The sequence below is a fragment of the Marinicauda salina genome (genome assembly GCF_003122085.1).
Lineage (GTDB): Bacteria > Pseudomonadota > Alphaproteobacteria > Caulobacterales > Maricaulaceae > Maricicauda_A > Maricicauda_A salina.
Genome location: NZ_QEXV01000001.1, coordinates 202,899 through 228,322 on the forward strand (window position 1 = coordinate 202,899; position 25,424 = coordinate 228,322).

Below are 25,424 nucleotides of genomic sequence, written 5' to 3' on the forward strand. Positions count from 1 at the left end.
TGCACACGCGAGTCCAGCGCATCCCACAACCTCCGGCACGTTGCGGGGATCGGATCATAATCCTATCGTGGGCGCATGGTCCGCACCGCGCTCCTCCTCGCGCTCGTCATCGCCGCCCCGGCGGCGGCGTCCGAGCCCCTGCCGGGGCCGATCCCGGCCGAGGTCGTGCGCGTGATCGACGCCGACACCATCGCCGTGACCGCGCGGATCTGGCCGGGCCACACCGTCGCGACGCGCGTGCGGCTGGCCGGCGTCGACGCCCCGGAGATCTCGCGGCCGGGCTGCGACGCCGAGCGCGCGGCCGGGGAAGCCGCGACCGGATTCGTCCGCGAGCGCCTCGCGCCGGGTTCGCCCGTCACGCTGGCCGCGGTCGAGCAGGGCAGCTTCGCCGGGCGCGTCGTGGCGCGTCTGTCCGACGCAGAGGGCCGCGATCTCTCCGAGGCGCTTCTCGCGGCCGGCCACGCCGTCGCCTACGGCGAGGACGGCCACTGGTGCGGCGCCGCGGTCGAGCGGAGCCGGTAGAAAGGCTGAACCCGAAGCGGCGGCGTCCGCGCCTCTCCCTCCCCGCTTGCGGCGGAGGGCTGGGGTGGGGGCCTGCGGCGGCGACGGGATCACCCCACCCTGGCCGCGAAGCGAGCGGGGTGGGGTGAGGCCAGCGCGTGAACCCGGCGACATTGCATCAAAGGCCCTCATCCTGAGGGCCCCGATCCCCGTCCTTCGAGACGGCCGCTTCGCGGCCTCCTCAGGATGAGGGGATCGGGGCGTCTCGAAGGACGAGGGCCGGTCCACCCTCCCCACGGAGGGGGAGGGAGGGCCCCTGTCCGTCTCGGTCCTCGGACTTGCCTGCGTTCGCGAAGGCGAGGGATCCAAGGGCCCAGCCCGCTGCGTGTCTTCATCGGTCCTTGGGTCACCCGCTTTCGCGGGTGCAGGCAAGCCCAATGACCGAGCGTTCTGGCTGAGCCCCTACCCCGCCGTCGCCTGCGGGTCCTCGCCCCCGAACGCCAGCGCCTCGCCGGCGAGATAGAGCGAGCCGCAGATGAGTATGCGCGGGCCGTCGAGCGCGTCGCAGGCGTCGTGGACGGCCTCGAGAAGCCCGGCCGCGGTCTGGGCGGGCAGGCCCGCGCGGCGGGCCGCCTCGGCGGTCTCCTGGGCGGGCTTGGCGCCCTCGCGGCCGCCGGAGAAGGTCACCGCCACGACCAGGCCCGCGAGCCCCTGGAAATAGGCCAGGAAGGCCTCGGCGTCCTTGTTGGTCGAGAACGCCGCGATGAGCGCGAGCGGGCGTTCGGCCTTCGCCTCCATCTCGCCGAGGCTGGCCGCCAGCGCCTCTCCGGCCGCGGCGTTGTGGCCGCCGTCGAGCCAGAGCTCGCCGCGGCCCGCCTCCGCGGCGGCGTGGAGCGGGCCTTCGGTGAGGCGCTGCAGACGGGCGGGCCAGCGCGCCGCCGGCACGCCCCCGCGCGCGGCCTTCTCGCCGAGCCCGACGGCGCGCGCCGCGGCGATCGCGGTCGCCGCGTTGGACACCTGGTGCGGCCCGATCAGGCCCGGCGCGGGCAGGTCCCACAGGAGGTCCTCCTCCTCGTAGACCAGCCGGCCGTGTTCCATGAAGGCGCGGAAATCCTCGCCCCAGAAGCGCGCCGGCGCGTCGAGGCGTTCGGCCTCGCGCCGGATCACCTCGCGGGCGGCGTCGGTCTGCGGGCCGACGACGAGCGGCCGGCCGGTCTTGATGATCCCGGCCTTCTCCGCGGCGATCTCGGCGATGGTCTCGCCGAGGAACTCCTTGTGATCGAGGCTGACCGGCGTGATCACCGTTGCGTCCGGCGCGGCGAGCACGTTGGTCGCGTCATAGCGCCCGCCGAGCCCGGTCTCGAGGATGAGCCGGTCGGCCGGCGTCTCGGAGAACATGAGGAAGGCCGCCGCGGTTGTGATCTCGAAGAAGGTGATCTCGGCTTCGCCGTTGGCGGCTTCGCAGCGCGCGAACGCGTCGGCCAGGCGGGCGTCGTCGACGATCTCGCCGGCGAGCATGATGCGCTCGTTGAAGCGCACGAGATGCGGCGAGGTGTAGACGTGGACGCGCTCGCCAGCGGCCTCGGAAATCGCCTTCAGGAAGGCCGCCGTCGAGCCCTTGCCGTTGGTGCCCGCGATATGGATCGCCGGCGGCAGCGTGTCCTGCGGTCGGCCCAGCGCGTCGAGCAAGCGCTCGATGCGGCCGAGCGACAGGTCGATCTTCTTCGGGTGCAGCCGGCCGAGCCGGGCCAGCGCCTCGGCGATGGTTTCGGGAGCGTGGCTCATGTCAGGTCCGGCTCGATGAAACCCCGGCCGCGTCAGCGCGCCGGGGTCTCGGAGAATCAGGGTCCCGGCTCTCCCTGCGGTCGGCCGGGAATTCAGCGACGAAGCCTACTCGGCGGCCTTGTCGGTTTCGATCTCGGGCTCGACGGCGACAGGCGCGGTCGTCGTCGCCGCGACCGGGCGCTTCAGCAGCGTGCGCAGGATATTGCCGAGCGTCTTCGGGAGATCGCGGCGATGGACGACCTTGTCGACCATGCCCTTCTCCAGCAGGTACTCCGAACGCTGGAAGCCCTCGGGCAGCTTCTCGCGGATGGTCTGCTCGATGACGCGCGGGCCGGCGAAGCCGATCAGCGCGCCCGGCTCGGCGATGTGGACGTCGCCGAGCATGGCGTAGCTCGCCGTGACGCCGCCCGTCGTGGGGTCGGTCAGCACGACGATATAGGGCAGCTTCGCGTCCTTGAGCATCTCCACGCCGAGCGTGGTGCGCGGCATCTGCATCAGCGACAGCGCGCCCTCCTGCATGCGCGCCCCGCCGGCGGCGGCGAACATGACCAGCGGCGTGCGGCGCTCGACAGCGGTCTCGCAGGCCTTGAGGAAGGCTTCGCCCGCGGCCATGCCCAGCGAGCCGCCCATGAAGGCGAAGTCCTGGACCACGACCGTGGTCTCGACGCCCTGGACGCGGCCCACCGCGATCGCCATGGCGTCCTCGCGGCCGGTCTTCTTGCGCGCCGACGCGATGCGGTTCGAATAGGGCTTGTCGTCCTTGAACTTGAGCGGGTCCCTGGCGACCTCCGGGGAGGGGATCTCCTCCCACTTGGCATCGAACGTGTAGGCGAACCTCAGCGCGGGACCGATGCGCATGTGATGGCCGGCGGGCGTGACGTAGAGCCCGGCCTCGAGATCCTTGTGGAACACCATCTCGCCGGAGATCGGGCATTTCACCCAGAGATTCTCCGGCGTGTCGCGCTTCGAGAACATCTTCGAGACGCCCGGCGGGGTGATTCTCGACAGCCAGTTCATGCGGTTTCCCTCATCTGCCGCGGGCATTATCGCGCATCATGGGCGGCTTCGGCCAGCGTCCGGGCGAGATGCAAGGCCCGGTCCACGCCGCCCTCGGCGAGCGCCTCGACGATCGCCGAGCCGACGACGACCGCGTCGGCGACCTGCGCGATCTCCGCGGCGCGTTCCGGCGTCTTCACGCCGAAGCCCACCGCGACGGGCAGGTTCGCGGCTCCCCGAACCCGGTCGACCGCGCTTCCCACGACCGCCGTCTCGCCGACGCCGGCGCCGGTGACGCCCGTCGTGGAGACGTAATAAACGAAGCCCGACGTGTCCTCCACCACCCGGGGAAGCCGGGCGTCGTCGGTCGTCGGCGTCGCCAGGCGGACGAGCGACAGCCCCGTCTGCGTCAGCGCCTCGCGCAGCTCCCGGTCCTCCTCCGGGGGCAGATCGACGCAGATCACCCCGTCGGCGCCGGCGGCGGCCGCGTCGGCGGAGAAGGCCTCGTAGCCGTAGGAGAAGAACGGGTTGGCGTAGCCCATCACGACGACGGGCGTGTCGGAATTCGTCTCGCGGAAACGACGAACGAGTTCGAGCACGCCGGAAAGCGTCATGCCCGATTTCAGACCCCTCAAGGCGGCGCGCTGGATCGTCGGGCCGTCGGCCATGGGATCGGTGAAGGGCGCGCCCAGCTCGATGACGTCGGCGCCGGCCTCGGCCAGCCCGCGCATCATGGCGAGCGTCGTCTCGGCGTCGGGATCGCCGGCCATGACATAGGCGACGAAGCCGGCCCGGCCGTCGGATTTCAGCCGGTCGAAGGTCGAGGAAAGGCGGGTCATGGGCGGCGGCCTGTTTGTGACCAAACGGCGGGCGAGCGTCGGGCGGGGGCGACCTCTCCCTCCCTCGCGAGGAGGGTCGGGGAGGTCTGGACCGCCCGCGGATATCACCCCGCCCCGGCCATCTCCTCAAGGGGAGGGCGAGAAGTTTCCGCATCGCGGCGGGCGGGCGTCAGCCGACATCCTTTTCATGCTTCTTCTTCATCGCGTCGACATAGGCGCGCAGCACGGCGTTCATGCGGGTCTGATAGCCGCGCCCGCCCTGCCTGAAGAAGTCGAGAATGTCGTGATCGATCCGGATCGTGACCTGCTTCTTTCCATGACCGGGATGCCAGGTCGCGTTCGCGAGTTCCTCTTCGGTCCATTCGGGAATGTCCGACGCGTCGATTTCCTCGTCGGGGATCGCCTCGATCTCGCGCAGGCGTTCTTCGGAGATGGGGGGTAGGTCTTCAAGTCTGACCCGGACTGTCCGTCCCATAATAGATTCTCCTTTCCCTGCGCTTGGCGGGCCGAGCCGAAATGATCCGGATCCGGCCTTGCCGGTCGGTGTGAATGACCGCGGCGATCATTCCACGCTTCAACGGGCCGAGAACCTTCCAGCGCGCCTCGCCGTCCGGACCCGGCCGCGCCGCCACTGTCACATGGGCGGCCAGGAAGACCCGCGCCGCCTCCTCGAACCCGATTCCGTGTTTGGCCCGGTTGGCGCGGTCCTTCGCTTCGTCCCACTCGAATTCCATCAATTGTAACTACAATTGTCATTACAAACAAGCACGCTATAGGCGAGCGGTTATTATCGATGCAATTATGGCGGGCGCCCCTTATGCAGAGCAAGCGCAGCTAGCTCACGCGCCCGAAGCGGGTCATGGGTGCTGTATTTCTCCCCGACGAGTGCGCAGGCGTTCAAACGAACAACGCCCTCCTCCCCCTTGACGGGGGAGGTCGCCGCGAAGCGGCGGGAGGGGGTGAGGCCGAGACGCACCCCACCCGGCCGGACCTGTCGGTCCGTCCACCCTCCCCATCGAGGGGAGGGAGGGGAGCGGAAGCGAGCGCATCGTCAAAGCTCCACCCCCAGCGCGTCGGCGACGGAGAACACGTCCTTGTCGCCGCGTCCGCACATATTCATCAGGATGACGCCGCCGGGGCCGAGCTCTTTCGCCAGGTCGCGTACGCGGGCGAGCGCATGGGCGGGCTCGAGCGCGGGGATGATGCCTTCGAGCCGCGAGCACAGCTGGAACATCTCGAGCGCCTCTTCGTCGGTGGCGTGGCGGTATTCGGCCCGGCCGACATCGTGCAGGAAGGCGTGCTCGGGTCCGATGCCGGGATAGTCGAGCCCGGCCGAGATCGAGTGGCCCTCGACGATCTGGCCGTCATCGTCCTGCAGGAGATAGGTCTTGTTGCCGTGCAGGATGCCCGGCCGCCCGCCATTGAGGCTCGCGGCGTGGTCGGGCGTGTCGACGCCCTTGCCGGCGGCCTCGACGCCGATCAGACGGACCGTCTCGTCCTCGAGGAAGGGATGGAACAGGCCCATCGCGTTCGAGCCGCCGCCGATGCAGGCCACCGCCGCGTCGGGCAGGCGGTCCAGGCGGTCGAGCATCTGGGCGCGCGCCTCGCGGCCGATCACGGACTGAAAGTCGCGCACCATCATCGGATAGGGGTGCGGGCCGGCGACCGTGCCGATGACGTAGAAAGTGTCGTCAGGGTTGGTCACCCAGTCGCGCAGCGCCTCGTTCATAGCGTCCTTCAGCGTGGCGCGCCCGCTCTCGACGGCGTGGACGGTCGCGCCCAGCAGCTTCATGCGGAACACGTTGGGCTTCTGGCGTTCGACGTCGGTGGCGCCCATGAAGATCTCGCAGGGCAGGCCGAAGCGCGCCGCCACGGTGGCCGTCGCCACGCCGTGCTGGCCGGCGCCGGTCTCGGCGATGATGCGCGTCTTGCCCATCAGCCGGGCGAGCAGGACCTGGCCCAGGCAGTTGTTGATCTTGTGCGCGCCGGTGTGATTGAGCTCGTCGCGCTTGAACCAGACTTGGGCGCCGCCGAATTCCTCCGTCAGCCGCTCGGCGAAATAGAGCGGGCTCGGCCGGCCGACGAAGTCGCGCAACAGTGTCTCGAACTCCCCGGTGAAGCGCGGATCGTCGCGATAGGCGGCGTAGGCCTTCTCCAGCGCCAGGATGTTCGGCATCAGCGTCTCGGCGACATAGCGCCCGCCGTAATCGCCGAAATGGCCGCGCGCGTCGGGGAGTTGCGAATAGGCGTTGGGCTTGTCGTTCACGGTCATCTCTCGGTTTCTCCTCCACCCCAGCCCTCCCCCGAGGGGGAGGGTGCCCGCTCGCGCGTCCCGCCGCTGTCAACGGCTTCCGGCGCGGCGGGTTCTCCCTCCCCTTGAACGGAGGGTCGGGGTGGGGTGAGCCTTCACCTCTTGTCTTCTCCGACCGCCCTCGCGGCTGTCACGAAAGCATCGATCTTCCCGGCGTCCTTGACCCCGGGCGCGGACTCCACGCCCGAGGCGACGTCGACGGCGCGGGCTCCGGACGCCGCGATCGCGTCGGCGACATTGGCCGCGTCGAGCCCGCCCGAGAGCAGGAACGGCGCGCGGCCGTCGTAATCGCGTAGCAGCCCGTAATCGTAGCCTGCGCCCCAACCGCCGGGTCGGTCCGCGCCCGCGGGCGGCTTGGCGTCGAACACGAACCCGTCCACGCGACCCATATAGTTCGCGGCCCGGGCGATGTCCGCCGCTCCGTTCACCCCGATCGCCTTCCACACGCCTTCAGCCGCATAGGCGCGCGCATCGAGGCAGCGCGCGGGGCTCTCGGCGCCGTGGAGCTGGATGATGTCGGGCGCCATCTCGGCCAGCACCGCGCCGAGCAGCCTGTCGTCGGGATCGACCAGCACGGCCACGGACTTCGCCGCGCCCTTTCGCCGCGCCAGCGCGCCGGCCTCGGAAGGGCTCACCGCGCGCGGGCTTCTCGGGAAGACGATGAAGCCGAGCCAGTCCGCGCCGGCGGCGACCGCGGCGTCGACGGCGTCGGGCGTGTTGAGCCCGCAGATCTTGACCTTCATCGCGTCCGTCATCGGCGCGCCTATAGCAGGCGCGCGCGCGGGCGGGCCAGCGCTTTCAGCCGGCGTCCCCGGCGGGCGGGGGCGCGGCGGTCGCACGGTTGAGACAGAAGGCCTGCGGGTCGAACAGCACCCATTCGACAAAGGCGCGGATCTTCGGCGTTCGCGCGCGATCGGGGTCGTAGACCAGCCAGTGGCCGGCGCCCTCGTCGAGTTCGGTCTCGAAGGGCTTCACCAGCGCGCCGGCGGCGATCTCGGAGGCGAAGTAGAACGGCGTGACCATGACCGCGGCGTCGCCCGCGCCCATCGCCGCGGCGACCTCCATCGTCTGCGTCTCGAGCTCGAGAGCGGGCCGCTCGGGAAGCGGCGCGTCGCCCGCGCCGACGGCGGCGAACCAGCCCCGCCACCACTCGATCGGACCGATCAGGCGCAGCTTCAGCAGGTCCTCCGGCCGCTCGAACGGTCCGTGCGCGGCGACCGCGGCGGCGGGAACCAGCGGCGCGACGCTGCCCGGGAACAGGAAGCGCGTCTCCAGGCCCGGCCAGTCCCCGGAACCGACGCGCACGGCGATATCGGCCTCGCCGCCGCGCACGTCGACGAGCCGCCGCTCGGCGTCTATGCGCACGCCGAGGCGGGGATGGGCTTTCTGAAACGCGCTCAGCCGCGGCACGAGCCAGTTCTCGCAGAAGGTCGGCAGGGCGGAGATGGTGAGGATGTCGTCGCCGCCGCGCCGCGCCGCGTCGAAGGCCCGCTCGAGCATGCGGAAGGCCTCGCTCGTGCGCTCCGACAACGCCTCGCCCTGGCGCGTCAGGCTCACGCGCCGTCCCTCGCGCACGAAGAGCGGGAAGCCGAGACGCTCCTCGAGCTGCTTGATCTGGTAGCTCACCGCGGCCTGGGTCATGCCCAGCTCCTCGCCGGCGCGCGTGAAACCGCCGAGACGGGCGGCGGCCTCGAAGACCCGGATGGCGTTGATCGGCGGCAGGCGCATGGCGGCCCCTGATAAGCTGAGTTTATCAAGCTATATCGAGATTGCGTTGGATTGAACCCCGCACAAGCATGATGAATCGGGCGTCCAGCAAAAGGAGGACGTCATGAAAGATTTTGATGAAAACCGTTTCGCCGTCGAGACGCGCCGCGACAGCGTGCTCGACTTCCTGTTCGGCTGGCTGGCGCGCCGCGCCGCGCGCGACGGCGGCCACGCCGATCATCATCGCAAGGCGTGAGGCCCGGCGGCGCCGGCCCGGATCAGGAGGATTTCTTGCCCGCCCCGTCGACCCGGGCGCGCAGCTCCTTGCCGGTCTTGAAGAAGGGCACGTGCTTCTCCTTGACCGCGACGGCCTCGCCGGTCCGCGGATTGCGGCCCTGGCGCGGCGGCCGGTTGCGCACGGAGAATGCGCCGAAGCCGCGAAGCTCGACCCGGTCGCCGCGCTCGAGCGCCTCGGCGATCTCTTCGAGCACGACATTGACGATCCGCTCGACGTCGCGCTGATACAGGTGCGGATGGGCCTGGGCGAGCTTGTCGATAAGTTCGGACTTGATCATGGCGGGGACCCCAGCGAGCCGACGCAAGCTTAAGTAATCGGCGCGCGCGGCGTCAATCTCAAACCCTTCCGCCGCCAAGAAAAAACGGCCGGAGCGCTTGCTCCGGCCGTTCCGTCCATCGCACTGCGTGCGATGCTACTCCTTGTCGTCGTCGTCCTGCTCCTTGAGCGCGGCGCCGAGGATGTCGCCCAGCGAGGCGCCGGAGTCGGTCGAGCCGTACTGCTCGACGGCCTCCTTCTCCTCGGCGATCTCGAGCGCCTTGATCGACACCGAGACGCGGCGGCTGGCCTTGTCGACATTGGTGACCCGGGCGTCGACCTTGTCGCCGACCGAGTAGCGCTCGGGGCGCTGCTCGGACCGGTCGCGCGACAGGTCCGACTTGCGGATGAAGCTCTTCATCTGGCCCTCGGCGCCCAGCGCGACCTCGATGCCGCCGGTGGTCACCTCGGTGACGGTGCAGGTCACGGTGTCGCCGCGCTTGAAGCCGCCTTCCTCCATCGGATCGCCGGCCAGCTGCTTGATGCCCAGCGAAACGCGCTCCTTCTCGACGTCGACGTCGAGCACCTTCGCGCGCACGACATCGCCCTTGTTGTAGTCCTGGATCGCCTCTTCGCCCGACCGGTCCCAGTCGAGGTCGGAGAGGTGGACCATGCCGTCGATCTCTTCGTCGACGCCGATGAACAGGCCGAACTCGGTGATGTTCTTGACCTCGCCCTCGACCTCGGTCCCGGCCGGGTGGGTCTCGGCGAAGATCTCCCACGGATTGCGCTGGGTCTGCTTGATGCCGAGCGAGATGCGGCGCTTCTCCGGATCGACGTCGAGGATCATGACCTCGACCTCCTGGGAGGTGGAGACCAGCTTGCCCGGGTGGATGTTCTTCTTCGTCCAGCTCATCTCGGAGACGTGGACGAGGCCCTCGACGCCCGGCTCGAGCTCCACGAACGCGCCGTATTCGGCGATGTTGGTGACGCGGCCCTTGAAGGTCGCGCCCACCGGGTATTTCGCCTCGACGCCTTCCCAGGGGTCGGCCTGGAGCTGCTTCATGCCCAGCGAGATCCGCTGGGTCTCCTTGTTGATCTTGATGATCTGGACCTGGACCGTCTGGCCGACCTCGACGACTTCGCTCGGGTGGCCGACGCGGCTCCAGCTCATGTCGGTGACGTGCAGCAGGCCGTCGATGCCGCCGAGATCCACGAACGCGCCGTAGTCGGTGATGTTCTTGACCACGCCCTCGCGGACCTCGCCTTCGGCGAGCTGGCTGACCAGCTCGGCGCGCTGCTCGGCGCGGCTCTCCTCGAGGACGGCGCGGCGCGAGACGACGATATTGCCGCGCGGCCGATCCATCTTGAGGATCGCGAAGGGCTGCTCCTTGTTCATCAGCGGGCCGACGTCGCGGACCGGGCGGATATCGACCTGCGAGCCCGGCAGGAAGGCCGAGGCGCCGCCGAGATCGACGGTGAAGCCGCCCTTGACCCGGCCGACGATGGCGCCGGTGACCGGCTCCTTCTTCTCGAACTGCTGCTCGAGGCGATCCCACGCCTCCTCGCGGCGCGCCTTGTCGCGCGAGAGGACGGCTTCGCCGAGCGCGTTCTCGATACGCTCCAGATAGACTTCCACCTCGTCGCCGGGCTTGGGCGGCTCGGCGCCCGGGCCGGTGAACTCGCGCATCGGAACGCGGCCTTCGGTCTTCAGGCCGACATCGATGACGACGACGTCGTTCTCGATGGCGGTGACTTTGCCGTTGACGACGGAGCCTTCGGCGAGATCGCGGCCGGCGAGGCTCGCCTCAAGCATTTCCGCGAAATCGTCGCGGCTCGGGGCGGCGGTGGAAGTGTCAGTCATTAAGAGGTTGCTCCAGAGGGTTCGATCGAATTCCGGCCGGCCGGTTGTCTCCGGCGGTCTTGCCGCGCGCGGCGCGGACATCAACGCTTGTAGGGCCGCTCGCGGCCGGAACTGCTCCAGTCAATGGGCTTCGCGCCGCGCCATCGCGCCGCCGGTCGTCCAATCATCCGCTGGGGAAGGCAGGAAACCGGCCGTACGCGAACGAGCGCGGCGTTCGCCCGGCTCAGCGCCGCCGGACTTCGTTAACAAGCGTTAACGCGAGTCCGAAGGCGCGCGCGTCCATACTGCAAACGGGCCTGCAGAGCAAGCGCAGCCGCAGAAATCGGCCTCAATCGACCGGGGCGATCCGCGCGCCCAGCGCGCCCATGTCGTCGAAGAAGCCGGGATAGCTGGTCGCGATCATCGCCACGTCGTCCGCGATGACGGGCTCCTGCGCGCCCAGCCCCATGACCAGGCCGGCCATGGCCAGGCGATGGTCCTGATGCGTCTCCACCCGGCCGCCGCCGGGCACGCCCTCCGGGCCGCGGCCGTGGACGATCAGCCCGTCGTCGAGCAGCTCGACGGCGACGCCGTTCGCGCGCAGGAGCGCCGCCGTTCCGGCGAGCCGGTCGCTCTCCTTGGCGCGCAGCTCGGCCAGCCCGGTCATGCGCGTCGTTCCCTCGGCGAAGGCCGCCAGCACAGCCAGGATCGGGTATTCGTCGATCATCGCCGGCGCGCGCCCGGGCGGGACGTCGACGCCGCGCAGCGCGCCGAAGCGCACGGCGAGATCGGCCGTCGCCTCGCCCGACCGCGCCTCCGCCGGCGTCAGCGCGATATCGGCGCCCATCTCGCGCAGCGTCTCGAACAGGCCGACGCGTGCGGGATTGGTCATCACGCCGCGCACGGCGATGTCCGAGCCTGGCGAGATCAGCGCCGCGGCGACGGGAAACGCCGCCGAGGAGGGATCGCCCGGGACCGCGATGTCGACCGGCGTCAGCGGCCGGTCGCCGCGCACGCGCGCGACGAGGCTTTCGCCGGCGCGCTCCACGTCCAGATCGGCGCCGAACAGGCGGGCCATCGTTTCGGTGTGGTCGCGCGTCGCCCGCGGCTCGCGCACGATCGTCTCGCCCTGCGCGCCCAGGCCTGCAAGCAGGACGGCGCTCTTGACCTGGGCCGAGGCGACGGGCGGCGTGTAGTCGATCCCGCGCAGCGCCGCCGAGCCGTGCAGCGTCGCCGGCAGGCGGTCGCCGTCTACGGCCTCGAAGCGCGCGCCCATGCGCGTCAGCGGCTCGATCACGCGACCCATCGGCCGCCGCGACAGGCTGGCGTCGCCGGTGAAGGTCGCCGTCATGTCGAAACGCGCCGCCGCGCCCATCAGCAGGCGGACGCCGGTGCCCGAATTGCCGAGATCGAGCCGCGCGTCCGGGCTCATCCAGCGCCCGGGGCCGATCACGCGCCAGTCCGCGTTCGATCTCTCGACCTGCGCGCCGAGCGCCCCTACCGCCCTGGCCGTCGCCATGACGTCGGCGCTTTCGAGCAGGTTCGCGATCCGGCTCTCGCCGGCGGCGAGCCCGGCGAGGATCAGCGCGCGGTGCGAGATCGACTTGTCGGGCGAGGCTTCGACGGTCCCGGTCAACGGACCGGAAGCCGCGGCGGCGCAAGCCCCGGCGGGCGGTTTCATCGGCGTCTTCTGCATGCGGGCTCGCGGAGGCTGCGCGCGGGGCGCAAAAGGGGTTTTGACAGCGCGCCGCTAACGTGGCAACTGGCGCGCCGTTTACCGCTCGGAGAGGGGATGACCCGTGGCCAAGCCGGATCTCGGTGAGAAACGCGTCTGCAGCGAATGCGAAGCGAAGTTCTACGATCTCAACAAGGACCCGATCGTCTGCCCGAAATGCGGCGCGACCCATAAGCCCGAAGACTTCGCCGCGCCGGTCGAGCCGGCGTCGAAGAAGAAGACGAAGCCGGCGCCGCCGACCGAGGACAAGAAGGCTGCGGCGAAGAAGGCCAAGGCCGCCGAGGCCGATGAGGACGCCGAGGACAGCGCCGACGAGGAGGAGGACGAGGGCGAACCCGAGATCGTCGAGGAGCCCGTCGACATGGGCGACGACGAGGACGACGACTCCGCCGCGCCCACGCCCGAGAGCGAGATCGAGGAGAACTTCACCGAGGAGGCCGATCTCGACGAGGAGGAGGACAGCGAATCCGACGTCCTGATCGACGACGAGGAGGACGATCTCTCCGACATCGACATCAACAATAATGACGATGACGACGATCGCAGCTGAAGCCCGCCGCGCCGCCGCGCTGCAGGCTTGATCGGGGGGCGCGAGCTGACTAAGTTCCGCGCTCCTCGACGGGGCGGACCCCAAGCCGCCCGAACGATTTCGGGGCCATAGCTCAGTTGGGAGAGCGCTTGAATGGCATTCAAGAGGTCGGCGGTTCGATTCCGCCTGGCTCCACCAGCCTTCGCTGCGAAGCAGCGCAAGGCTGCCCCGCCGAAGCCGACAGGCGTAGGCGGGCGGGTTGCATCCCGCAGCTTCGGCTAGGCATGCCTTGAGGCCACAAGCCCCGCGCCGAACGCCGGCGCGGGGCTTTTCTTTCCCGGATCGACCTAAGCCCCTGAATGCACAGCTCTTGAACGGGTCCGGCCAGCTCACCATCTGAGTGTTCAGCTAGTTGGTGAGGAGGCCGCCGATCATGGCCCGTGAAACCGAAGAGACGATCGAACTCGAAGAGACGCCGACCGTCTATGTGCGCACCGTCGCCGCCGCGGACGTTCTCTCCGAGATGAGCCGCAGCGAGATCGACGTGAGCGCCCTCGAACTCGACGAGGAGTCGACGCTCTACGCGATCCACACCGAGGACGGCCAGCGCATGGCCGTGTTCACTGATCGCGACGCCGCCTTCGCCGCGGCGCGTTATCACGGCGCGGAACCGGTGAGCGTCCACTAGCCTCAGATCCCCGATCGCGCCGCATTCCCCCTCCCCCCGGCGGCGCGAACCCGGGCGCCCTCCGGCTTCGGCCGGAGGGCGCTTTTTTTGTCGGCGGGCGGATTTGCCGTCCGGCGCGACGCCCGCTAAACGCTCCTGCCCATGAAGGGTTATTTCGCGATCGGCGTGGAAGGGATCTCCAAGGCGATGAATCTCGGCGCGGTGATGCGCACCGCGAACGCCTTCGGCGCGAGCTTCGTGTTCACCGTCGCCGCCCATCACCGCACGCGCGACATCTTTCGCTCCGACACCGCGCGCACGGCGCGAAACCTGCCCTGGTACAGCTGGGAGAGCGTCGACGAGATGGTGCTGCCCAAGGGCTGCGCGCTGGTCGGGATCGAGCTGGTCGACGAGGCGATCGAGCTGCCGAGCTTCCGCCATCCCCGCGCGGCGGCCTACGTGCTCGGCCGCGAGCGCGGCGATCTCAGCGAGGCGATGCTCGACCGCTGCGAGCACGTGGTGAAGATCCCCACCAAGTTCTGCGTCAATCTCGCCGTCGCCGCGGCGATCACCATGTACGATCGCGCCGTGTGCCTGGGCGGCTATCCCGAGCGTCCGGTCATGCCCGGCGGACCCGAGATCGGCGAGCCGCATGTCTGGGGCGCGCCGAAATCCCGCACCGGCGGCTGATCAGGCCGCGACCACCACGCCGTCCTCGACACGCACGGCCACCGGCTTGAGCGACGCCTTGCCCGCCGGCCCGCCCGTGCAGGCGCCGCTCGCGATGTCGAAGCTCGCCCCGTGGAAGGGACAGACCAGCGTCTCGCCGTTCTGAACCAGCGTCCTGCCCGAGGGCAGGCAGAGCGGCCGGCCGGCGTGCGGGCAGACATTGACGTAGGCGCGCACGATCTCGCCGCTGCGCAGGATCAGGATCGGCGTCGCCTCGAAGTCGGCCGGCGCGCCGCCCGGATCGGGGATGTCGGCGAGCGTTTTCAGCTTTTCGCCGGACGCGGGCATGTCGCTCATGGGGTCGCTCCGGCTCAGGCGTGCTCGTCGCGGAAGGGCCGCGCGAGCAATTCCTCGATCGCCGCATCGACATGGGCGTCGCCGGAGACGACCCGGCTCACGGATTCGCAGATCGGCATCTCGACGCCATGACGTTCGGCCAGCGCGACGACGGCCGGCGCGGTGGCCACGCCCTCGGTCACCGAATTGCGCGCGGCGAGGATGTCGGCGAGCGCCTCGCCGCGTCCCAGCGCGATGCCGCAGGACATGTTGCGCGATTGCGGCGACGAGCAGGTGAGCACGAGATCGCCGAGCCCGCACAGGCCGGCCAGCGTCTCGCGCTTCGCGCCCATCGCCACGCCCAGCCGGGTGAGCTCGGCGAAGCCGCGCGCGATTAGCGCGGCGTGGGCCGAACGGCCGAGGCCGCGGCCCTCGACGACGCCGGCGGCGATGGCGAGCACGTTCTTCACAGCCCCGCCGATCTCCGCGCCGATCAGGTCGTCGGCGTAGTACGGACGGAAGCTCGCCGAACCGAGAGCATGCATCAGCGCCCGGCCGGCGCGTTCGTCGGCGCAGGCCAGCGTCACCGCCGTGGGCAGCCCCTTGGCGACGTCGATGGCGAAGGACGGGCCCGAGAGCACGGCGGCCCGCGTGCGGGGACAGACCTCGGCGAGCACCTCGGTCATCAGCTTGAGCGTCGCCTGCTCGATCCCCTTCGAGCACAGCACCACCGGCGCGCCCTCGCGCAGGTGGGGCGCGAGATCGCCGAGCACGGCGCGCGTGTGCTGGGCCGGCGTGACGACGAGCGCGACGTCGCACTCGGCGAGCTCGACGAGATGCGGCGTCGCCTGGATCGCGGCGTCGAGCCGCGCGCCCGGAAGGAAGGCGGTGTTCTCGCGCGCGGTATTGATCGCCTCGGCGACCTCGGACTCGCGCGCCCACAGCGTGACCCGTCGGCCGGTCTTCGCCGCGGCCTGGGCGAGCGCCGTGCCCCAGGCGCCGGCCCCGACGACGCCGATATGATCGAACCCGTTCATCGCGCCGCGCCCCCTCTGTTCATGCTTTCGGCCCCTTGCGGCCCGCCCCGCTCGCCGGGGCGGAAGATGCGGCCCGCCCGTCCAGCGGCCAGCGCGCCCGCGCCGGCGCGTCGAGATCGTCGACCTCTCCGCGGACGAAGCGCTCCGCGCCCGCCAAGGCGATCATCGCCGCATTGTCCGTGCAATATTTCAAGGGCGGGGCGACGAACGCGAAGCCGTGATCGGCCGCCTCAGCTTCCAGCCCGGCGCGCACCGCGGCGTTGGCCGCCACGCCGCCGGCGGCGACGAAAACGCGCTCGGCGTCGGGATGATCCGCGACGAAGCGTTCCATCGCGCGGCCGGCGCGCTCGGCGAGATGCGCCGCGATCGCGGCCTGCACAGCCGCGGCGAGATCGGCGCGGTCGGCGTCGGTCGGGTCTTCAAGCGATTCCCAGGCGCGCCGCGCGGCGGTCTTCAGCCCCGCGAAGGAGAAGTCGCAGCTCTTGTCTCGCGCCAGCATGCGCGGCAGCGCGAAGCGGCCGGGATCGCGCGCCTCGCTCGCCAGGCGCTCCACCGCCGGGCCGCCGGGAAAGCCGAGCCCCATGATCTTGGCGGTCTTGTCGAAGGCCTCGCCGGCCGCATCGTCGATGGTCGAGCCGAGCCGCGTCACCCGGCCGACATCCTCGACGGACAGCAGCTGGGTGTGGCCGCCGGAGACGAGCAGCAGCAGCCAGGGAAACTCCAGCCGGCGCACGAGGCGCGGCGACAGCGCGTGGCCCTCGAGATGATTGACCGCGATCAGCGGCTTGCCCGATCCCAGCGCCAGCCCCTTGGCGGTCATCAGCGCGGCCATCACCCCGCCGATGAGCCCCGGCCCCGCGGTCGCGGCGACGGCGTCGATATCGGCCATCGTCAGGCCCGCCTCGTCGAGCACGCGGGCGGCGAGCCCGTCCATCACCTCGGCGTGGGCGCGCGCGGCGATCTCGGGCACGACGCCGCCATAGGGCGCGTGGGCGTCGTTCTGGCCGACGACGATCTCGGCGACGACCTCGATCGCGCCGTCCGGATCGCGGCGCACGATCGCCGCGGCGCTGTCGTCGCAGCTCGACTCCAGGCCGAGCACGAGGACCGGCCGCGACCGAGCGCGCGCTTGCGCGGGGCTTTCAGGGTGCGATAACGCCATCACCATCGGTTAGCGCCGCATCGACGGCGAGACAACAGAGAGCCGCCGTGAGCCCAGCGCCCCAGCCCATCGCCACCCGCACCTCGCCGCTCGCCCTGGCCCAGGCCCGGCTCGTCCAGCAGCGCCTCGCCGCGGTCTGGGACGTCGCCGACGCCGAGGCGGCCTTCCCGATCCTCGGCCTGACCACGACGGGCGACCGCATCACCGACCGCGCCCTGCTGGAGGCCGGCGGCAAGGGGCTGTTCACCAAGGAGCTCGAGCGCGCGCTCATGGACGGCGAGGCGAGCTTCGCGGTGCACTCGATGAAGGACGTGCCCGCTCGCCTACCGGACGGGCTCGAGATCGCCTGCGTGCTCGAGCGCGAGGATCCCCGCGACGTGCTGCTGGCGGCCGGCGACGCCGCCCGCGTCGCCGATCTGCCCGAGGGCGCGCGGCTGGGCACCGCCTCGATCCGGCGACAGGCCCAGGCGATGCATCTGCGCCCCGATCTCGAACCGGTGCTCTTGCGCGGCAATGTCGACACGCGGCTTTCCAAGCTCGCCGCCGGGGAGGTCGACGCGACCTTCCTCGCCCGCGCCGGACTCAGACGCCTCGGCCGGGACGAGGCCGAACGCCCCGCGCTGGCGCCCGAGGAGATGCTGCCCGCCCCGGCGCAGGGCGCGATCGGGATCGAGATCCGCGCCGACGACGAAGCCGCCCGCCAGGCGCTCGCCCCGCTCAACGACCTGCCGAGCGCGGCGTGCGTCGCCGCCGAACGGGCCTTCCTCGCCGCCCTGGACGGCTCCTGCCGCACGCCGATCGCGGCCTACGCCACGCTCGACGGCGCGACGCTCTTCCTGCGCGGCGAGGCGCTCACGCCCGACGGCTCGCACAAATGGGCCGACGCCGCGCGCATCGCCCTGCCCGAGATCGAGACCGGGGCGGCGGCGCGCATCGGCAAGCGGCTCGGCGAGCAGGTCGCCGCCGCGGGCGGCGAAACGCTGCGCCGGGCGATCGCGGAGTCGGGCGGGACGTGACCCGGCCGGTCCTGGTCACCCGCGCCGCGCCGGGGGCGCGGGCGACCGCCGCAAAGCTGGAGCGCGCGGGATTCGACGCCGTGCTCGCGCCCGTCGCCGACATCGTGTTCGAGGACGACCCGCCCGATCTCGCCGGGATCGCGGCGCTGGCCTTCACCAGCCCCAACGGCGTGCGCGCCTTCGCTCGATTGAGCGAACGGCGCGATCCGCCTGTCTTCGCCGTGGGCGACGCGACCGCCGAGGCCGCGCGCGAAGCCGGCTTCGCCTCCGTGCGGAGCGCGCAAGGCGACGGCGCCGATCTCGCGCGCCTGATCGCCAAGGCGCGGCCCGGCCGCGTGCTTCATGTCCGCGGCCGCGACCTCGCTTTCGATCTCGCCGGCGCGCTCGCCGAGGCCGGGATCGCGGCCGACGAAACGATCGCCTATCGCGCCGAGCCGGTCGACGCCCTGCCGCCCGGCGCGATCGAGGCGCTGCGATCGGGCTGCGATGTGCTGATCCACTCGCGCAAGGGCGCGGAGCGCCTGCTCGACCTGGCGGACGGCGACGCCCTCGCGCCATGCGGCTTCGCGGCGATCTCGGAGGCCGCCGCCGAGCCGCTGCGCGCGGCCGGGCTGGCGCGCATCATCGTCGCCGCCCGGCCGGACGAGGCCGCGCTGATCGACGCGCTCGGTCGGTTGCGACCATGAGCCCGCGCGCAGCTGTGGCGCAGGCGCGCGACGCGGCCTAGACTCGCTTGCGCACCATTCGGCGAGGGCCCATGAGCGCCAACGAGGACAGCGAGACCGGCGAGCCCGAACCCGTCGACGCGGAGTTCGAACCCGCCGATGACGGACCGGAGGACGGCGCGGGCGATAGGCCGTCCGGCGGCGGCCCCGGCTGGCCCGCCTTCATCGGCGCGGTCATGCTGGCGGCATTGGTCGGCGGCGGTTCGGCCTGGATCGCCGAGCGCTATCTCGCCCCGGCGCCCGAGGCCGGCGTTCCCGACGCGGTCGAGTCGCGTCTCGCCGCGCTGGAGAACCGGCCCGACGCGGCGACGCCGGCCGAGCTCGCCGCGATCGCCGACCGCGTCGAAGCCCTCGAATCCCGGACCGCCGAGCAGGCCGACGAGATCGCCGCGGTGACGACCGGGCTGCGCAGCCTGCGCGAGCTGATCGGCCAGGGCGACGACGTAGAGGGCGGCTCATCGGTCGATGTCGCCGCGATCGAGGATCTGATCGCCCGCGCCGAAACCGCCGCGGAAAGCGCCAGCGCGTCGGCCGAGGCCGCCCAGGACGCCGCCCGCGCCGCGCAATCGGCGTCGGCGTCGGCGGCCGAGACCGCCGAGGCGGGCGCGCCTGCGGACGAAGGCCCCGATCCCGCCCTCGTGGCGCGTCTGTCCCAAACCGCCGACCGGCTCGACGCGCTCGACGCCGCGCTGGTCGAGACCCGCGAGGCGCTGGAGGCCCGGATCGCCGAGGCTTCGCAATCGAACGACGATCGCTTCGCGGCCCTCGCCGGGCGCATCGACACGCTCGAGCAATCCGTCGGCGCGACGCGCGAGACCGCCCGGAACGCGCTTGAAACCGCGCAGTCCGCCGAGGCCGCCGTGCAGGCGACCACCGGCGCGGCGACGGCCGAGCTGCGCGCCGTCGCCAGCCGGGCGCTGGGGCTCACCGCGCTGCGCGACGCCGCGGCCGGGTCCGGCCCGTTCGAGGCCGAGCGCGCCGCGCTCGCCCGCGTCTGGTCCGACCAGCCCGATCTCGACGCGCTGGAGACGCTGGCGCGTTCGGGCGCGCCGACGCGCGCGGCGCTCGCCGAGACCTTCCCGGGCGACGCGGTGCGCGACGCCGCCGGCGAGGCGCGGACATTCCTCGGCGTGATCAGCCTCAGGCCCGCCGAGGACGAGGGCGGCGACGGTCCCGCCGCGATCGCGTCGAGGATCGAGGCGCGGCTGGCCCGCGACGATCTCGCCGGCGCCGTCGAGGCCGCCGAGCGTCTGGAGGATGCGCCCGCCGAGGCGGCGCGCAACTGGCTTGCGGGCGCGCGGGCGCGGCTCGAGATCGAGGCCCGCCTGGCTGCGTTGCGCCGCGATCTCGCCGAGACCAGCGCGACCGAGGAGTTCGACCCGAGATGATCCGGCTGATCATAACGATCGCGCTTTGCGTGCTCACCGCGGCGGCCGCCGTGTTCCTCACGCTCAACCCGGGCGTCGTCACCATCGAGTTCCTGGGCTGGCGCGCCGAGGCGCCGTTCGCGCTCGGCGCGGCGGCGCTGATCGTGGCGACCTTCGTCCTGGTCGTCGCTTGGTGGCTGTTCACCAAGGTCTGGACCGCGCCCGACATGTTCCGCCGCTTCCGCGCCCGGCGTCGCCGCGAGCAGGGATTCGACGCGCTTGAGCGCGCGCTGATCGCCTCGGCCGCGGGCGAGGGCGAACTCGCCGTGCGCCAGGCCGCCCGGGCCGACGCCCTGCTCGACAGGCCGGCCATCTCGCGCCTGCTGGCCGCGCGCGCCGCCGAGGCCGCCAGCGATCTGCCGACCGCCGAGACCCATTACGAGGCGCTGCTGGAGGATCCGCGCACGAAGCTGGTCGCCCAGCGCGGTCTGGCCGGCCTGGCCGAAGCGCGCGGCGACGCGCCGGCGGCGATCACGCATGCGAGCGCCGCCTTCGAGAAGTCCCGGACCGCCCGCTGGGCCTTCGAGACGCTGTTCAACGCCCAGGTCGCCGACGCGCGCTGGGAACCGGCGCGCCGCACGCTCGCCGAGGCCGAGCGCCGCAAGCAGGTCGGCGCCGACATCGCCGCGCGCCGGCGCGCCGTCCTGATGACCGCAGAGGCGCGCGCCTGCGCGGAGAGCGATCCCGACCGCGCCGCGGACCTCGCCGAGCGCGCCGCCGTGGCCTCTCCGGGCTTCGCCCCGGCCGCGGCGCTCGCCGGGCGGCTGCTGGCGAAGAAGCGCCGCCACCGCCGCGCCTCCGACCTGCTGGAGTCGGCCTGGCAGGCCGCGCCGCATCCCGCGATCGCGCGCGTCTACGGCGAGCTCAGGAAATCCGATACCAAGGCCAAGCGCGCCGAGCGCCTGCGCGATCTCGCCAGGCTCAATCCCGAGCATCGCGAGAGCCGCATCCTCACCGCCGAGGTCGCGCTCGAGCAGTCGAACATCGAGGCCGCGCGCTCAGCGCTCGCGCCCATCCTCGCCCATCCGCCGCTCTCGGCGCGGGTGTGCGCGCTGGCCGCCCGGCTGGCCCGGCTGGAAGGCGACGAGGACGAGGCGCGGCGCTACATGGCGCGCGCCAGCCACGCGCCGGGCGAGGCCGACTGGTCGGACATCGACGCGGCGGGAGCGGCGTTTCCCTATTCCGACGAGGACTGGAAGCGGATGGTCTACGCCTGGGGCGACGAGGCCCGCCTCATCCATCCCCGCTACGAGCGCTTCGAGATCGCCGCCGAGGCGGTGCCGGAGACCGCCCTGCTGGAAGCGCCGAAACGGCCGGCGAAAAAGACTGAGGCGGGCGAGACGCACGGTCCGCCGCGCTATTACGAACCCAGCCGCGCGCCCGACGATCCCGGCGTCGAGGACGAAGGGGACGACGGAGAGAAGGGACGATGAGCCGGCCGCCGCGCCTCGTCATCGGCGTCAGCGGAGGCTCGGCGTCGGGCAAGACCGAGATCGCGCGCGCGGTGGCCCGCGGCGCGGCGCCGCTGTCGGCGCTGGTCATGGCCGAGGACGACTATTACGGCGATCACGGCGGCGCGCCGGACTTCGATGCGGCGCGGTTCAATTTCGATCATCCCGACGCGCGCGATCACGGCCTGCTCGCCGAGCAGCTCTCCGCGCTCAGGGCCGGCCGGACGATCGCCGCGCCGGTCTACGATTTCACGACCCATCGCCGCCGCGCCGAGACGCGGCCGATCGCGCCGGCCGACATCGTGCTGGTCGAGGGCATCCACCTGTTCTGCACCGAGGATCTCCGCGCGGTGTTCGATCTCAGGGTCTATGTCGAGGCCCCGGACGACGTCCGCCTGGCCCGCCGCGTGCTGCGCGACGTCGCCGAGCGCGGCCGCGATGCGACGGCCGTCGTCGGCCAGTACCTCTCCACGGTGCGGCCGATGCATCGCGAATGGACCGCGCCCGGGCGCGAGCACGCCGACCTCGTCATCCGAAACGACGCGGCCGCGGCGCGGCCGGCCGGCCATCTCGAGGCCTTCTTCGACACGCTCGCCGGACCCGTGCTGGACGCGGTCCGGCGCGCCGAACGCGGCGTGCGCCGGGCCGGCTGACGGGGCGCATCTCGCGCCTTGTCGGCGCGAGCGTTTGCGGGTAGCTTCCGCGCCGCTTCAAACGGTCCGTCCCGACCGCCGGAGCCGCCTTAGCTCAGCTGGTAGAGCAACGCATTCGTAATGCGTAGGTCGCGTGTTCGAGTCACGCAGGCGGCACCATTTTTCAGAATTCACGACAGCTCGCGGATCCGCCCGCGCCGGCTTCGGGTCGACCGCCCGTCAGAGCGTCGCGCCCGTTCGCCGATTGCGCCGGCGGTCGAGGCGCGCCACCCTCACCGCGGGGCGGCGCGTCGTCACCCCGTCCAACCGCGCCCGTGCGACTGGCGCCGGCGCGCCGCCGAGACCGTCCGCTTCAGCCAAATCCGACGTCGGGAGCCGCCGATGATGAAAGTCCTGCTCGGGGTCTGGCCGCTGCTGCTCGGCGTGTTGCTGATCATGCTGGGCAACGGCATGCACTTCACGCTCATGGGGCTGCGCGGCGGCATCGAGGGATTCTCGGCCGCCGAGCTGGCCGTCGTCACATCCGGCTATTTCGTCGGCTTCCTGTCGGGCGCGCGCCTGACCCCGTCGCTGATCCGGCGCGTCGGGCACATCCGGGTGTTCGCCGCGCTCGGCAGCTTCATGTCCGCCGGGCTGATCGCCTTCACGCTTCTGGCCGAGCCCTGGGCCTGGACGGGGCTGCGCCTGCTCCTGGGCTTCTGCATGTCCGGCATCTACGTCGCCGCGGAGAGCTGGCTCAACGACACGTCCACCAACGAGACGCGCGGCACGGTGTTGTCGGCCTACATGATCGCCCAGACGCTGGGGATCATCGGCGCGCAGGGCCTGCTGACGCTGGGCGACGCGGCGACCGCCTCGCTGTTCATCGTGGCCTCGATCCTGGTGTCGGTCTCGTTCGCGCCCATCCTGCTCACCGTCGGCGCGGCGCCGACCGTCGAAGTCACGCGGCCGATGCCGCTCAGCCAGCTTTTTTCAAGTTCGCCGCTCGGGGTCGTGGGCATCTTCCTGCTCGGCGGCGCCTACGCGACGCAGGCGGGCATGGGCGCGGTGTTCGGCGCCCAGATCGGATTGTCGGCGACACAGATCGCCCTGTTCGTCGCGGTGATGTTCGCCGGGGCGCTGGCGCTGCAATACCCGATCGGGTGGATCTCGGACCGGTTCGACCGGCGCAAGCTGATCCTCGGGGCGGCCGTGTTCGGCGCGACGTTCTGCATGGTGGGCTGGATCGCCGGCGACGATCTGCAGCCGATGATGGCCGCGGCCTTCTTCGTCGGCGGCGTGACGACGCCCCTCTACGCCCTGTTCCTCGCCTACACGAACGACTTCCTGCCGGTCGAGGACATGCCCGCCGCATCGGGCGGCCTCGTCTTCACCTTCGGCCTCGGCGCCATCGCCGGTCCGCTCGTCACCGGCTGGGCGATGCAGGGGCTGGGTCCGTTCGCATTCTGGCTGGCGCTCGGCGGGATCTTCGCGGGCATGGCCGGCTACGCGTTCTACCGGATGACCCAGCGCCCCCGGCTCCCGGCGGAGGAGACCGAAAGCTATATCGGGGTCCTGCCGTCCAGCTCGACGGTCGCGGTGGAGGCGGCCGGCGCCTGGGCGGCCGAGCAAGCCGAGGCGGAGACCGATGAGGACGCCGACGCGGATCCGTCCGCCCGAGACCAGTGAGCCGACATCGCGGTCGCCCGGCCAGCGAATTCTGGACGCGCCGCGCCATCCCCTGCACGATACGCGCGGGGAGGCGCGCGATCATGTTTCACAAGCCTCGCGAATCCCGCGTCCGCGACGCCTCCTGCAGCGGCCGCGCGCTCAGCCGCCGCCAAGTCGAGGAGGTGTCCGTATGACTTTCAAGACCACACGCGCCGGCGGAACCGCGCAGCGATCGCGGCGAATGCTCGCAGCCCTCGCCCTGTCCTTTTCGGTCATCGCCTGCAGCGGCGAGGAGGCCGACGCCAGCGCCGGGACCGATCCGGAATCAGAGGCCGGGACGACCGAATCCCGGGCGATGGAAGCCGCGGCCGCCGCCTCGATGGCCGCCTCCGCGCTGAACGCACAGTCCGACGGCGAGGACTGCCAGGCGAAGCTCGACCGCCTGGACGCCCTCATCGCCGACGGACTCGACATTAATGAGGCCGAAGCCGCTGTCGTCGAGAACATGCGGGATAAGGCCGCCCAGATGTGCGCCCAGGGCCAGGGCGCCATGGCGGCTCCGCTGCTGGACGGCCTTCTGGAGGAGGCGGGCGCGGAGGCCGCCGAGCCGGACACCGCGCCGGAAACCGCCGAGGCGTCGGAACCGGCCGAGGAAGCGCCGCCGGAGGACTACGCCCTCGGCGAACCGCGCGCGGACCTGGACCGCTTCTACGGTCTCTACCAGCTGCCCGACGATCCGAACCGGCGCCTGTTCGTCGCGCCGGCCGACAACGGCAATCCGGATCGTCCCATCCCCGACGGCTACCTGATGGTGGGCGCCATGTGGGGCGACGCGGCCAACTGGTTCATGAAATCGCTCTCGGACACCGAGTTCGAGCAGCAATGGACCAACGGCCTTCAGCCCGTGCGCGTGACGTTCATGACGGACGCGGATGGGAACGCCGAGGCGATGAGCATCAGCTCGCGCTACATGAATTACGACCGCATGGAGCGCGTCGGCGACCTGCCGGACGGGTGGCGCTGACGGGGCGCTGTTTCGACGGAGTCTCTCGCACGCGCCTCCGGGACCGGGAGCGCCCGGCGCGGCGACGCCCGGAGCCGCCGTCGCATCGCGCGCCGATTGTCCTTGTCACCCTCCGGGATTTTGGCGAGCATCGGCGGTTCACGGCGACTCGCCAATGGCTGGAGGGTTCAGATGGGTCTCGCTTCCAAGGCGCTCGTCATCTCGACGGCGAGCATGGTGACGCTGCTGGGCGCGGCCGCCGCGGCGCAGGACGCCCGGCCGAACGGCCGGGCCTATGTCGGGCTCGGCTACAGCTGGGCGAATGTCGACGACGACAGCTTCGATTCGCTCGGCCTGGACGTCGACTACTCCTTCGACACGATCAGCGGCGTCGCGGGCTACACCCTGCCGCCCTATCTGGGGTTCGAGGCCGAGTTCGCCGCCGGCCTCGACGGCGACCAGCAGACCGTGTCGGGAACAACCGGGACGGCGGACCTCAACTACCTGGTCGCCGGCTATGTCGTGGGGCGCCTGCCGGTGCACTGGAACCCGGCGAACGCCCTGTTCGCGCGCGTCGGCGCCTACACCGCCGAGGCGGAATTCACGTTCGATAACGGGGTCACGTCGCTGTCCGACGATGCGAGCGACTCCGGCCTCACCGTGGGCGTCGGCGGAGAATTCCTGTTCCATCAATGGAACGGCGCGCGCTTCGACATCACCTATTACGACGGCGACGACATCGCCGCCTACTCGGTGGGCGTGAAATACATCCGCCGCTTCTAGGCCCGTCCGCTCGGCGCCTGGCGCGCGCGGCCGCCCGCGGTCGAAG

27 protein-coding genes and 2 tRNA genes are annotated in these 25,424 nt (G+C 71.4%); 15 read left to right on the forward strand and 14 right to left on the reverse strand.

Annotation, left to right across the window (positions count from 1 at the left end; translation table 11 throughout):
- The first annotated feature begins 75 nt into the window (after positions 1-75).
- Positions 76-522: a thermonuclease family protein gene (locus DDZ18_RS00785; protein ID WP_109251455.1), complete on the forward strand. Its 447-nt coding sequence runs from the start codon at positions 76-78 to the stop codon at positions 520-522.
- 441 nt (positions 523-963) lie between these two features.
- On the opposite strand, the gene DDZ18_RS00790 is transcribed toward DDZ18_RS00785, so the two are convergent.
- The 8 genes from DDZ18_RS00790 to DDZ18_RS00825 form a co-directional block, all read right to left on the reverse strand.
- Positions 964-2,286 carry a bifunctional folylpolyglutamate synthase/dihydrofolate synthase gene (locus DDZ18_RS00790; RefSeq protein WP_109251456.1) on the reverse strand — a complete coding sequence of 441 codons (1,323 nt, stop codon included), beginning with the start codon at positions 2,284-2,286 and terminating at the stop codon, positions 964-966.
- 105 nt (positions 2,287-2,391) lie between these two features.
- The gene (gene accD, locus DDZ18_RS00795; RefSeq protein WP_109251457.1) at positions 2,392-3,303 is read right to left on the reverse strand and encodes an acetyl-CoA carboxylase, carboxyltransferase subunit beta; all 912 of its coding nucleotides are present in this window, start codon (positions 3,301-3,303) and stop codon (positions 2,392-2,394) included.
- A gap of 26 nt (positions 3,304-3,329) precedes the next feature.
- The gene (gene trpA / locus DDZ18_RS00800; protein ID WP_109251458.1) at positions 3,330-4,121 is read right to left on the reverse strand and encodes a tryptophan synthase subunit alpha; all 792 of its coding nucleotides are present in this window, start codon (positions 4,119-4,121) and stop codon (positions 3,330-3,332) included.
- 169 nt (positions 4,122-4,290) lie between these two features.
- Positions 4,291-4,596, reverse strand: a complete 306-nt coding sequence (locus DDZ18_RS00805) for a BrnA antitoxin family protein (RefSeq protein WP_109251459.1) — start codon at positions 4,594-4,596, stop codon at positions 4,291-4,293.
- Positions 4,568-4,855, reverse strand: a complete 288-nt coding sequence (locus DDZ18_RS00810) for a BrnT family toxin (protein WP_109251460.1) — start codon at positions 4,853-4,855, stop codon at positions 4,568-4,570. The genes DDZ18_RS00805 and DDZ18_RS00810 overlap by 29 nt, the downstream gene beginning before the upstream one ends.
- A gap of 317 nt (positions 4,856-5,172) precedes the next feature.
- Positions 5,173-6,393, reverse strand: coding sequence for a tryptophan synthase subunit beta (gene trpB / locus DDZ18_RS00815; protein ID WP_109251461.1), 1,221 nt, complete (start codon positions 6,391-6,393; stop codon positions 5,173-5,175).
- 134 nt (positions 6,394-6,527) lie between these two features.
- Positions 6,528-7,187 (reverse strand): phosphoribosylanthranilate isomerase, encoded by a 660-nt coding sequence (locus DDZ18_RS00820; protein ID WP_233245656.1) that lies wholly within the window; start codon positions 7,185-7,187, stop codon positions 6,528-6,530.
- Between the two features lie 43 nt (positions 7,188-7,230).
- Entirely contained in the window at positions 7,231-8,160 is a 930-nt protein-coding gene (locus tag DDZ18_RS00825; protein ID WP_109251462.1) for a LysR substrate-binding domain-containing protein, read from the reverse strand.
- A gap of 103 nt (positions 8,161-8,263) precedes the next feature.
- Between DDZ18_RS00825 and DDZ18_RS14180 the strand changes: the two genes are divergently transcribed.
- On the forward strand, positions 8,264-8,395 hold the full coding sequence (locus tag DDZ18_RS14180; protein ID WP_269845051.1) for a hypothetical protein: 132 nt from the start codon (positions 8,264-8,266) through the stop codon (positions 8,393-8,395).
- Positions 8,396-8,417: 22 nt separating this feature from the next.
- Here DDZ18_RS14180 and DDZ18_RS00830 read toward each other — a convergent pair whose 3' ends face one another.
- The 3 genes from DDZ18_RS00830 to aroA form a co-directional block, all read right to left on the reverse strand.
- Complete coding sequence (locus DDZ18_RS00830) at positions 8,418-8,714, reverse strand: integration host factor subunit beta (protein ID WP_109251463.1); 297 nt, start codon at positions 8,712-8,714, stop codon at positions 8,418-8,420.
- A gap of 135 nt (positions 8,715-8,849) precedes the next feature.
- The gene (gene rpsA, locus DDZ18_RS00835; RefSeq protein WP_109251464.1) at positions 8,850-10,556 is read right to left on the reverse strand and encodes a 30S ribosomal protein S1; all 1,707 of its coding nucleotides are present in this window, start codon (positions 10,554-10,556) and stop codon (positions 8,850-8,852) included.
- A 328-nt stretch (positions 10,557-10,884) separates the two neighbouring features.
- On the reverse strand, positions 10,885-12,216 hold the full coding sequence (gene aroA, locus DDZ18_RS00840; protein WP_109252186.1) for a 3-phosphoshikimate 1-carboxyvinyltransferase: 1,332 nt from the start codon (positions 12,214-12,216) through the stop codon (positions 10,885-10,887).
- Between the two features lie 118 nt (positions 12,217-12,334).
- On the opposite strand from aroA, the gene DDZ18_RS00845 reads away from it, so the two are divergent.
- The 4 genes from DDZ18_RS00845 to DDZ18_RS00860 all read left to right on the forward strand — a co-directional run bounded on the left by DDZ18_RS00845 (position 12,335) and on the right by DDZ18_RS00860 (position 14,156).
- Positions 12,335-12,820, forward strand: coding sequence for a TIGR02300 family protein (locus DDZ18_RS00845; RefSeq protein WP_109251465.1), 486 nt, complete (start codon positions 12,335-12,337; stop codon positions 12,818-12,820).
- A 101-nt stretch (positions 12,821-12,921) separates the two neighbouring features.
- Positions 12,922-12,997: transfer RNA gene (locus tag DDZ18_RS00850), tRNA-Ala, on the forward strand.
- A 235-nt stretch (positions 12,998-13,232) separates the two neighbouring features.
- Entirely contained in the window at positions 13,233-13,487 is a 255-nt protein-coding gene (locus DDZ18_RS00855) for a DUF1150 family protein (protein WP_109251466.1), read from the forward strand.
- 141 nt (positions 13,488-13,628) lie between these two features.
- On the forward strand, positions 13,629-14,156 hold the full coding sequence (locus DDZ18_RS00860) for an RNA methyltransferase (protein ID WP_109251467.1): 528 nt from the start codon (positions 13,629-13,631) through the stop codon (positions 14,154-14,156).
- Here DDZ18_RS00860 and DDZ18_RS00865 read toward each other — a convergent pair whose 3' ends face one another.
- The 3 genes from DDZ18_RS00865 to tsaD are packed head-to-tail and all read right to left on the reverse strand — an operon-like array spanning position 14,157 to position 16,670.
- Positions 14,157-14,492 carry a Rieske (2Fe-2S) protein gene (locus DDZ18_RS00865; protein ID WP_109251468.1) on the reverse strand — a complete coding sequence of 112 codons (336 nt, stop codon included), beginning with the start codon at positions 14,490-14,492 and terminating at the stop codon, positions 14,157-14,159. It abuts the gene before it with no gap.
- 14 nt (positions 14,493-14,506) lie between these two features.
- Entirely contained in the window at positions 14,507-15,508 is a 1,002-nt protein-coding gene (locus DDZ18_RS00870) for an NAD(P)H-dependent glycerol-3-phosphate dehydrogenase (protein WP_109251469.1), read from the reverse strand.
- 19 nt (positions 15,509-15,527) lie between these two features.
- A complete protein-coding gene (gene tsaD / locus DDZ18_RS00875) occupies positions 15,528-16,670 on the reverse strand; it encodes a tRNA (adenosine(37)-N6)-threonylcarbamoyltransferase complex transferase subunit TsaD (RefSeq protein WP_109252187.1) in 1,143 nt (380 codons plus the stop codon).
- Between the two features lie 47 nt (positions 16,671-16,717).
- Here tsaD and hemC point away from each other — a divergent pair, with 47 nt between their 5' ends.
- The 9 genes from hemC to DDZ18_RS00920 all read left to right on the forward strand — a co-directional run bounded on the left by hemC (position 16,718) and on the right by DDZ18_RS00920 (position 25,378).
- Entirely contained in the window at positions 16,718-17,686 is a 969-nt protein-coding gene (hemC, locus tag DDZ18_RS00880) for a hydroxymethylbilane synthase (RefSeq protein WP_109251470.1), read from the forward strand.
- Positions 17,683-18,372: a uroporphyrinogen-III synthase gene (locus tag DDZ18_RS00885; protein ID WP_109251471.1), complete on the forward strand. Its 690-nt coding sequence runs from the start codon at positions 17,683-17,685 to the stop codon at positions 18,370-18,372. Before hemC ends, DDZ18_RS00885 begins: the two co-directional genes overlap by 4 nt.
- 71 nt (positions 18,373-18,443) lie before the next feature.
- Positions 18,444-19,799, forward strand: a complete 1,356-nt coding sequence (locus tag DDZ18_RS00890) for a COG4223 family protein (RefSeq protein ID WP_109251472.1) — start codon at positions 18,444-18,446, stop codon at positions 19,797-19,799.
- Positions 19,796-21,271 (forward strand): heme biosynthesis protein HemY, encoded by a 1,476-nt coding sequence (locus DDZ18_RS00895; protein ID WP_109251473.1) that lies wholly within the window; start codon positions 19,796-19,798, stop codon positions 21,269-21,271. The genes DDZ18_RS00890 and DDZ18_RS00895 overlap by 4 nt, the downstream gene beginning before the upstream one ends.
- On the forward strand, positions 21,268-21,942 hold the full coding sequence (gene udk / locus DDZ18_RS00900; RefSeq protein ID WP_109251474.1) for a uridine kinase: 675 nt from the start codon (positions 21,268-21,270) through the stop codon (positions 21,940-21,942). The genes DDZ18_RS00895 and udk overlap by 4 nt, the downstream gene beginning before the upstream one ends.
- An 83-nt stretch (positions 21,943-22,025) precedes the next feature.
- Positions 22,026-22,101 (forward strand) — tRNA-Thr (locus tag DDZ18_RS00905).
- 222 nt (positions 22,102-22,323) lie between these two features.
- Positions 22,324-23,610, forward strand: a complete 1,287-nt coding sequence (locus DDZ18_RS00910) for an MFS transporter (protein WP_109251475.1) — start codon at positions 22,324-22,326, stop codon at positions 23,608-23,610.
- A 223-nt stretch (positions 23,611-23,833) separates the two neighbouring features.
- The gene (locus DDZ18_RS00915) at positions 23,834-24,616 is read left to right on the forward strand and encodes a hypothetical protein (protein WP_146190577.1); all 783 of its coding nucleotides are present in this window, start codon (positions 23,834-23,836) and stop codon (positions 24,614-24,616) included.
- 171 nt (positions 24,617-24,787) lie between these two features.
- The gene (locus DDZ18_RS00920) at positions 24,788-25,378 is read left to right on the forward strand and encodes an outer membrane beta-barrel protein (protein WP_109251477.1); all 591 of its coding nucleotides are present in this window, start codon (positions 24,788-24,790) and stop codon (positions 25,376-25,378) included.
- Positions 25,379-25,424 lie beyond the last annotated feature (46 nt).

Excerpts from the sequence above, each read along its gene's own strand:
- DDZ18_RS00785 (WP_109251455.1), top strand. The coding sequence starts at position 76 with ATGGTCCGCACCGCGCTCCTCCTCGCGCTCGTCATCGCCGCCCCGGCG.
- DDZ18_RS00790 (WP_109251456.1), bottom strand. The coding sequence starts at position 2,286 with ATGAGCCACGCTCCCGAAACCATCGCCGAGGCGCTGGCCCGGCTCGGC.
- accD (WP_109251457.1), bottom strand. The coding sequence starts at position 3,303 with ATGAACTGGCTGTCGAGAATCACCCCGCCGGGCGTCTCGAAGATGTTC.
- trpA (WP_109251458.1), bottom strand. The coding sequence starts at position 4,121 with ATGACCCGCCTTTCCTCGACCTTCGACCGGCTGAAATCCGACGGCCGG.
- DDZ18_RS00805 (WP_109251459.1), bottom strand. The coding sequence starts at position 4,596 with ATGGGACGGACAGTCCGGGTCAGACTTGAAGACCTACCCCCCATCTCC.
- DDZ18_RS00810 (WP_109251460.1), bottom strand. The coding sequence starts at position 4,855 with ATGGAATTCGAGTGGGACGAAGCGAAGGACCGCGCCAACCGGGCCAAA.
- trpB (WP_109251461.1), bottom strand. The coding sequence starts at position 6,393 with ATGACCGTGAACGACAAGCCCAACGCCTATTCGCAACTCCCCGACGCG.
- DDZ18_RS00820 (WP_233245656.1), bottom strand. The coding sequence starts at position 7,187 with ATGACGGACGCGATGAAGGTCAAGATCTGCGGGCTCAACACGCCCGAC.
- DDZ18_RS00825 (WP_109251462.1), bottom strand. The coding sequence starts at position 8,160 with ATGCGCCTGCCGCCGATCAACGCCATCCGGGTCTTCGAGGCCGCCGCC.
- DDZ18_RS14180 (WP_269845051.1), top strand. The coding sequence starts at position 8,264 with ATGAAAGATTTTGATGAAAACCGTTTCGCCGTCGAGACGCGCCGCGAC.
- DDZ18_RS00830 (WP_109251463.1), bottom strand. The coding sequence starts at position 8,714 with ATGATCAAGTCCGAACTTATCGACAAGCTCGCCCAGGCCCATCCGCAC.
- rpsA (WP_109251464.1), bottom strand. The coding sequence starts at position 10,556 with ATGACTGACACTTCCACCGCCGCCCCGAGCCGCGACGATTTCGCGGAA.
- aroA (WP_109252186.1), bottom strand. The coding sequence starts at position 12,216 with ATGAAACCGCCCGCCGGGGCTTGCGCCGCCGCGGCTTCCGGTCCGTTG.
- DDZ18_RS00855 (WP_109251466.1), top strand. The coding sequence starts at position 13,233 with ATGGCCCGTGAAACCGAAGAGACGATCGAACTCGAAGAGACGCCGACC.
- DDZ18_RS00860 (WP_109251467.1), top strand. The coding sequence starts at position 13,629 with ATGAAGGGTTATTTCGCGATCGGCGTGGAAGGGATCTCCAAGGCGATG.
- DDZ18_RS00865 (WP_109251468.1), bottom strand. The coding sequence starts at position 14,492 with ATGAGCGACATGCCCGCGTCCGGCGAAAAGCTGAAAACGCTCGCCGAC.
- DDZ18_RS00870 (WP_109251469.1), bottom strand. The coding sequence starts at position 15,508 with ATGAACGGGTTCGATCATATCGGCGTCGTCGGGGCCGGCGCCTGGGGC.
- tsaD (WP_109252187.1), bottom strand. The coding sequence starts at position 16,670 with ATGGCGTTATCGCACCCTGAAAGCCCCGCGCAAGCGCGCGCTCGGTCG.
- DDZ18_RS00890 (WP_109251472.1), top strand. The coding sequence starts at position 18,444 with ATGAGCGCCAACGAGGACAGCGAGACCGGCGAGCCCGAACCCGTCGAC.
- DDZ18_RS00895 (WP_109251473.1), top strand. The coding sequence starts at position 19,796 with ATGATCCGGCTGATCATAACGATCGCGCTTTGCGTGCTCACCGCGGCG.
- udk (WP_109251474.1), top strand. The coding sequence starts at position 21,268 with ATGAGCCGGCCGCCGCGCCTCGTCATCGGCGTCAGCGGAGGCTCGGCG.
- DDZ18_RS00910 (WP_109251475.1), top strand. The coding sequence starts at position 22,324 with ATGATGAAAGTCCTGCTCGGGGTCTGGCCGCTGCTGCTCGGCGTGTTG.
- DDZ18_RS00915 (WP_146190577.1), top strand. The coding sequence starts at position 23,834 with ATGCTCGCAGCCCTCGCCCTGTCCTTTTCGGTCATCGCCTGCAGCGGC.
- DDZ18_RS00920 (WP_109251477.1), top strand. The coding sequence starts at position 24,788 with ATGGGTCTCGCTTCCAAGGCGCTCGTCATCTCGACGGCGAGCATGGTG.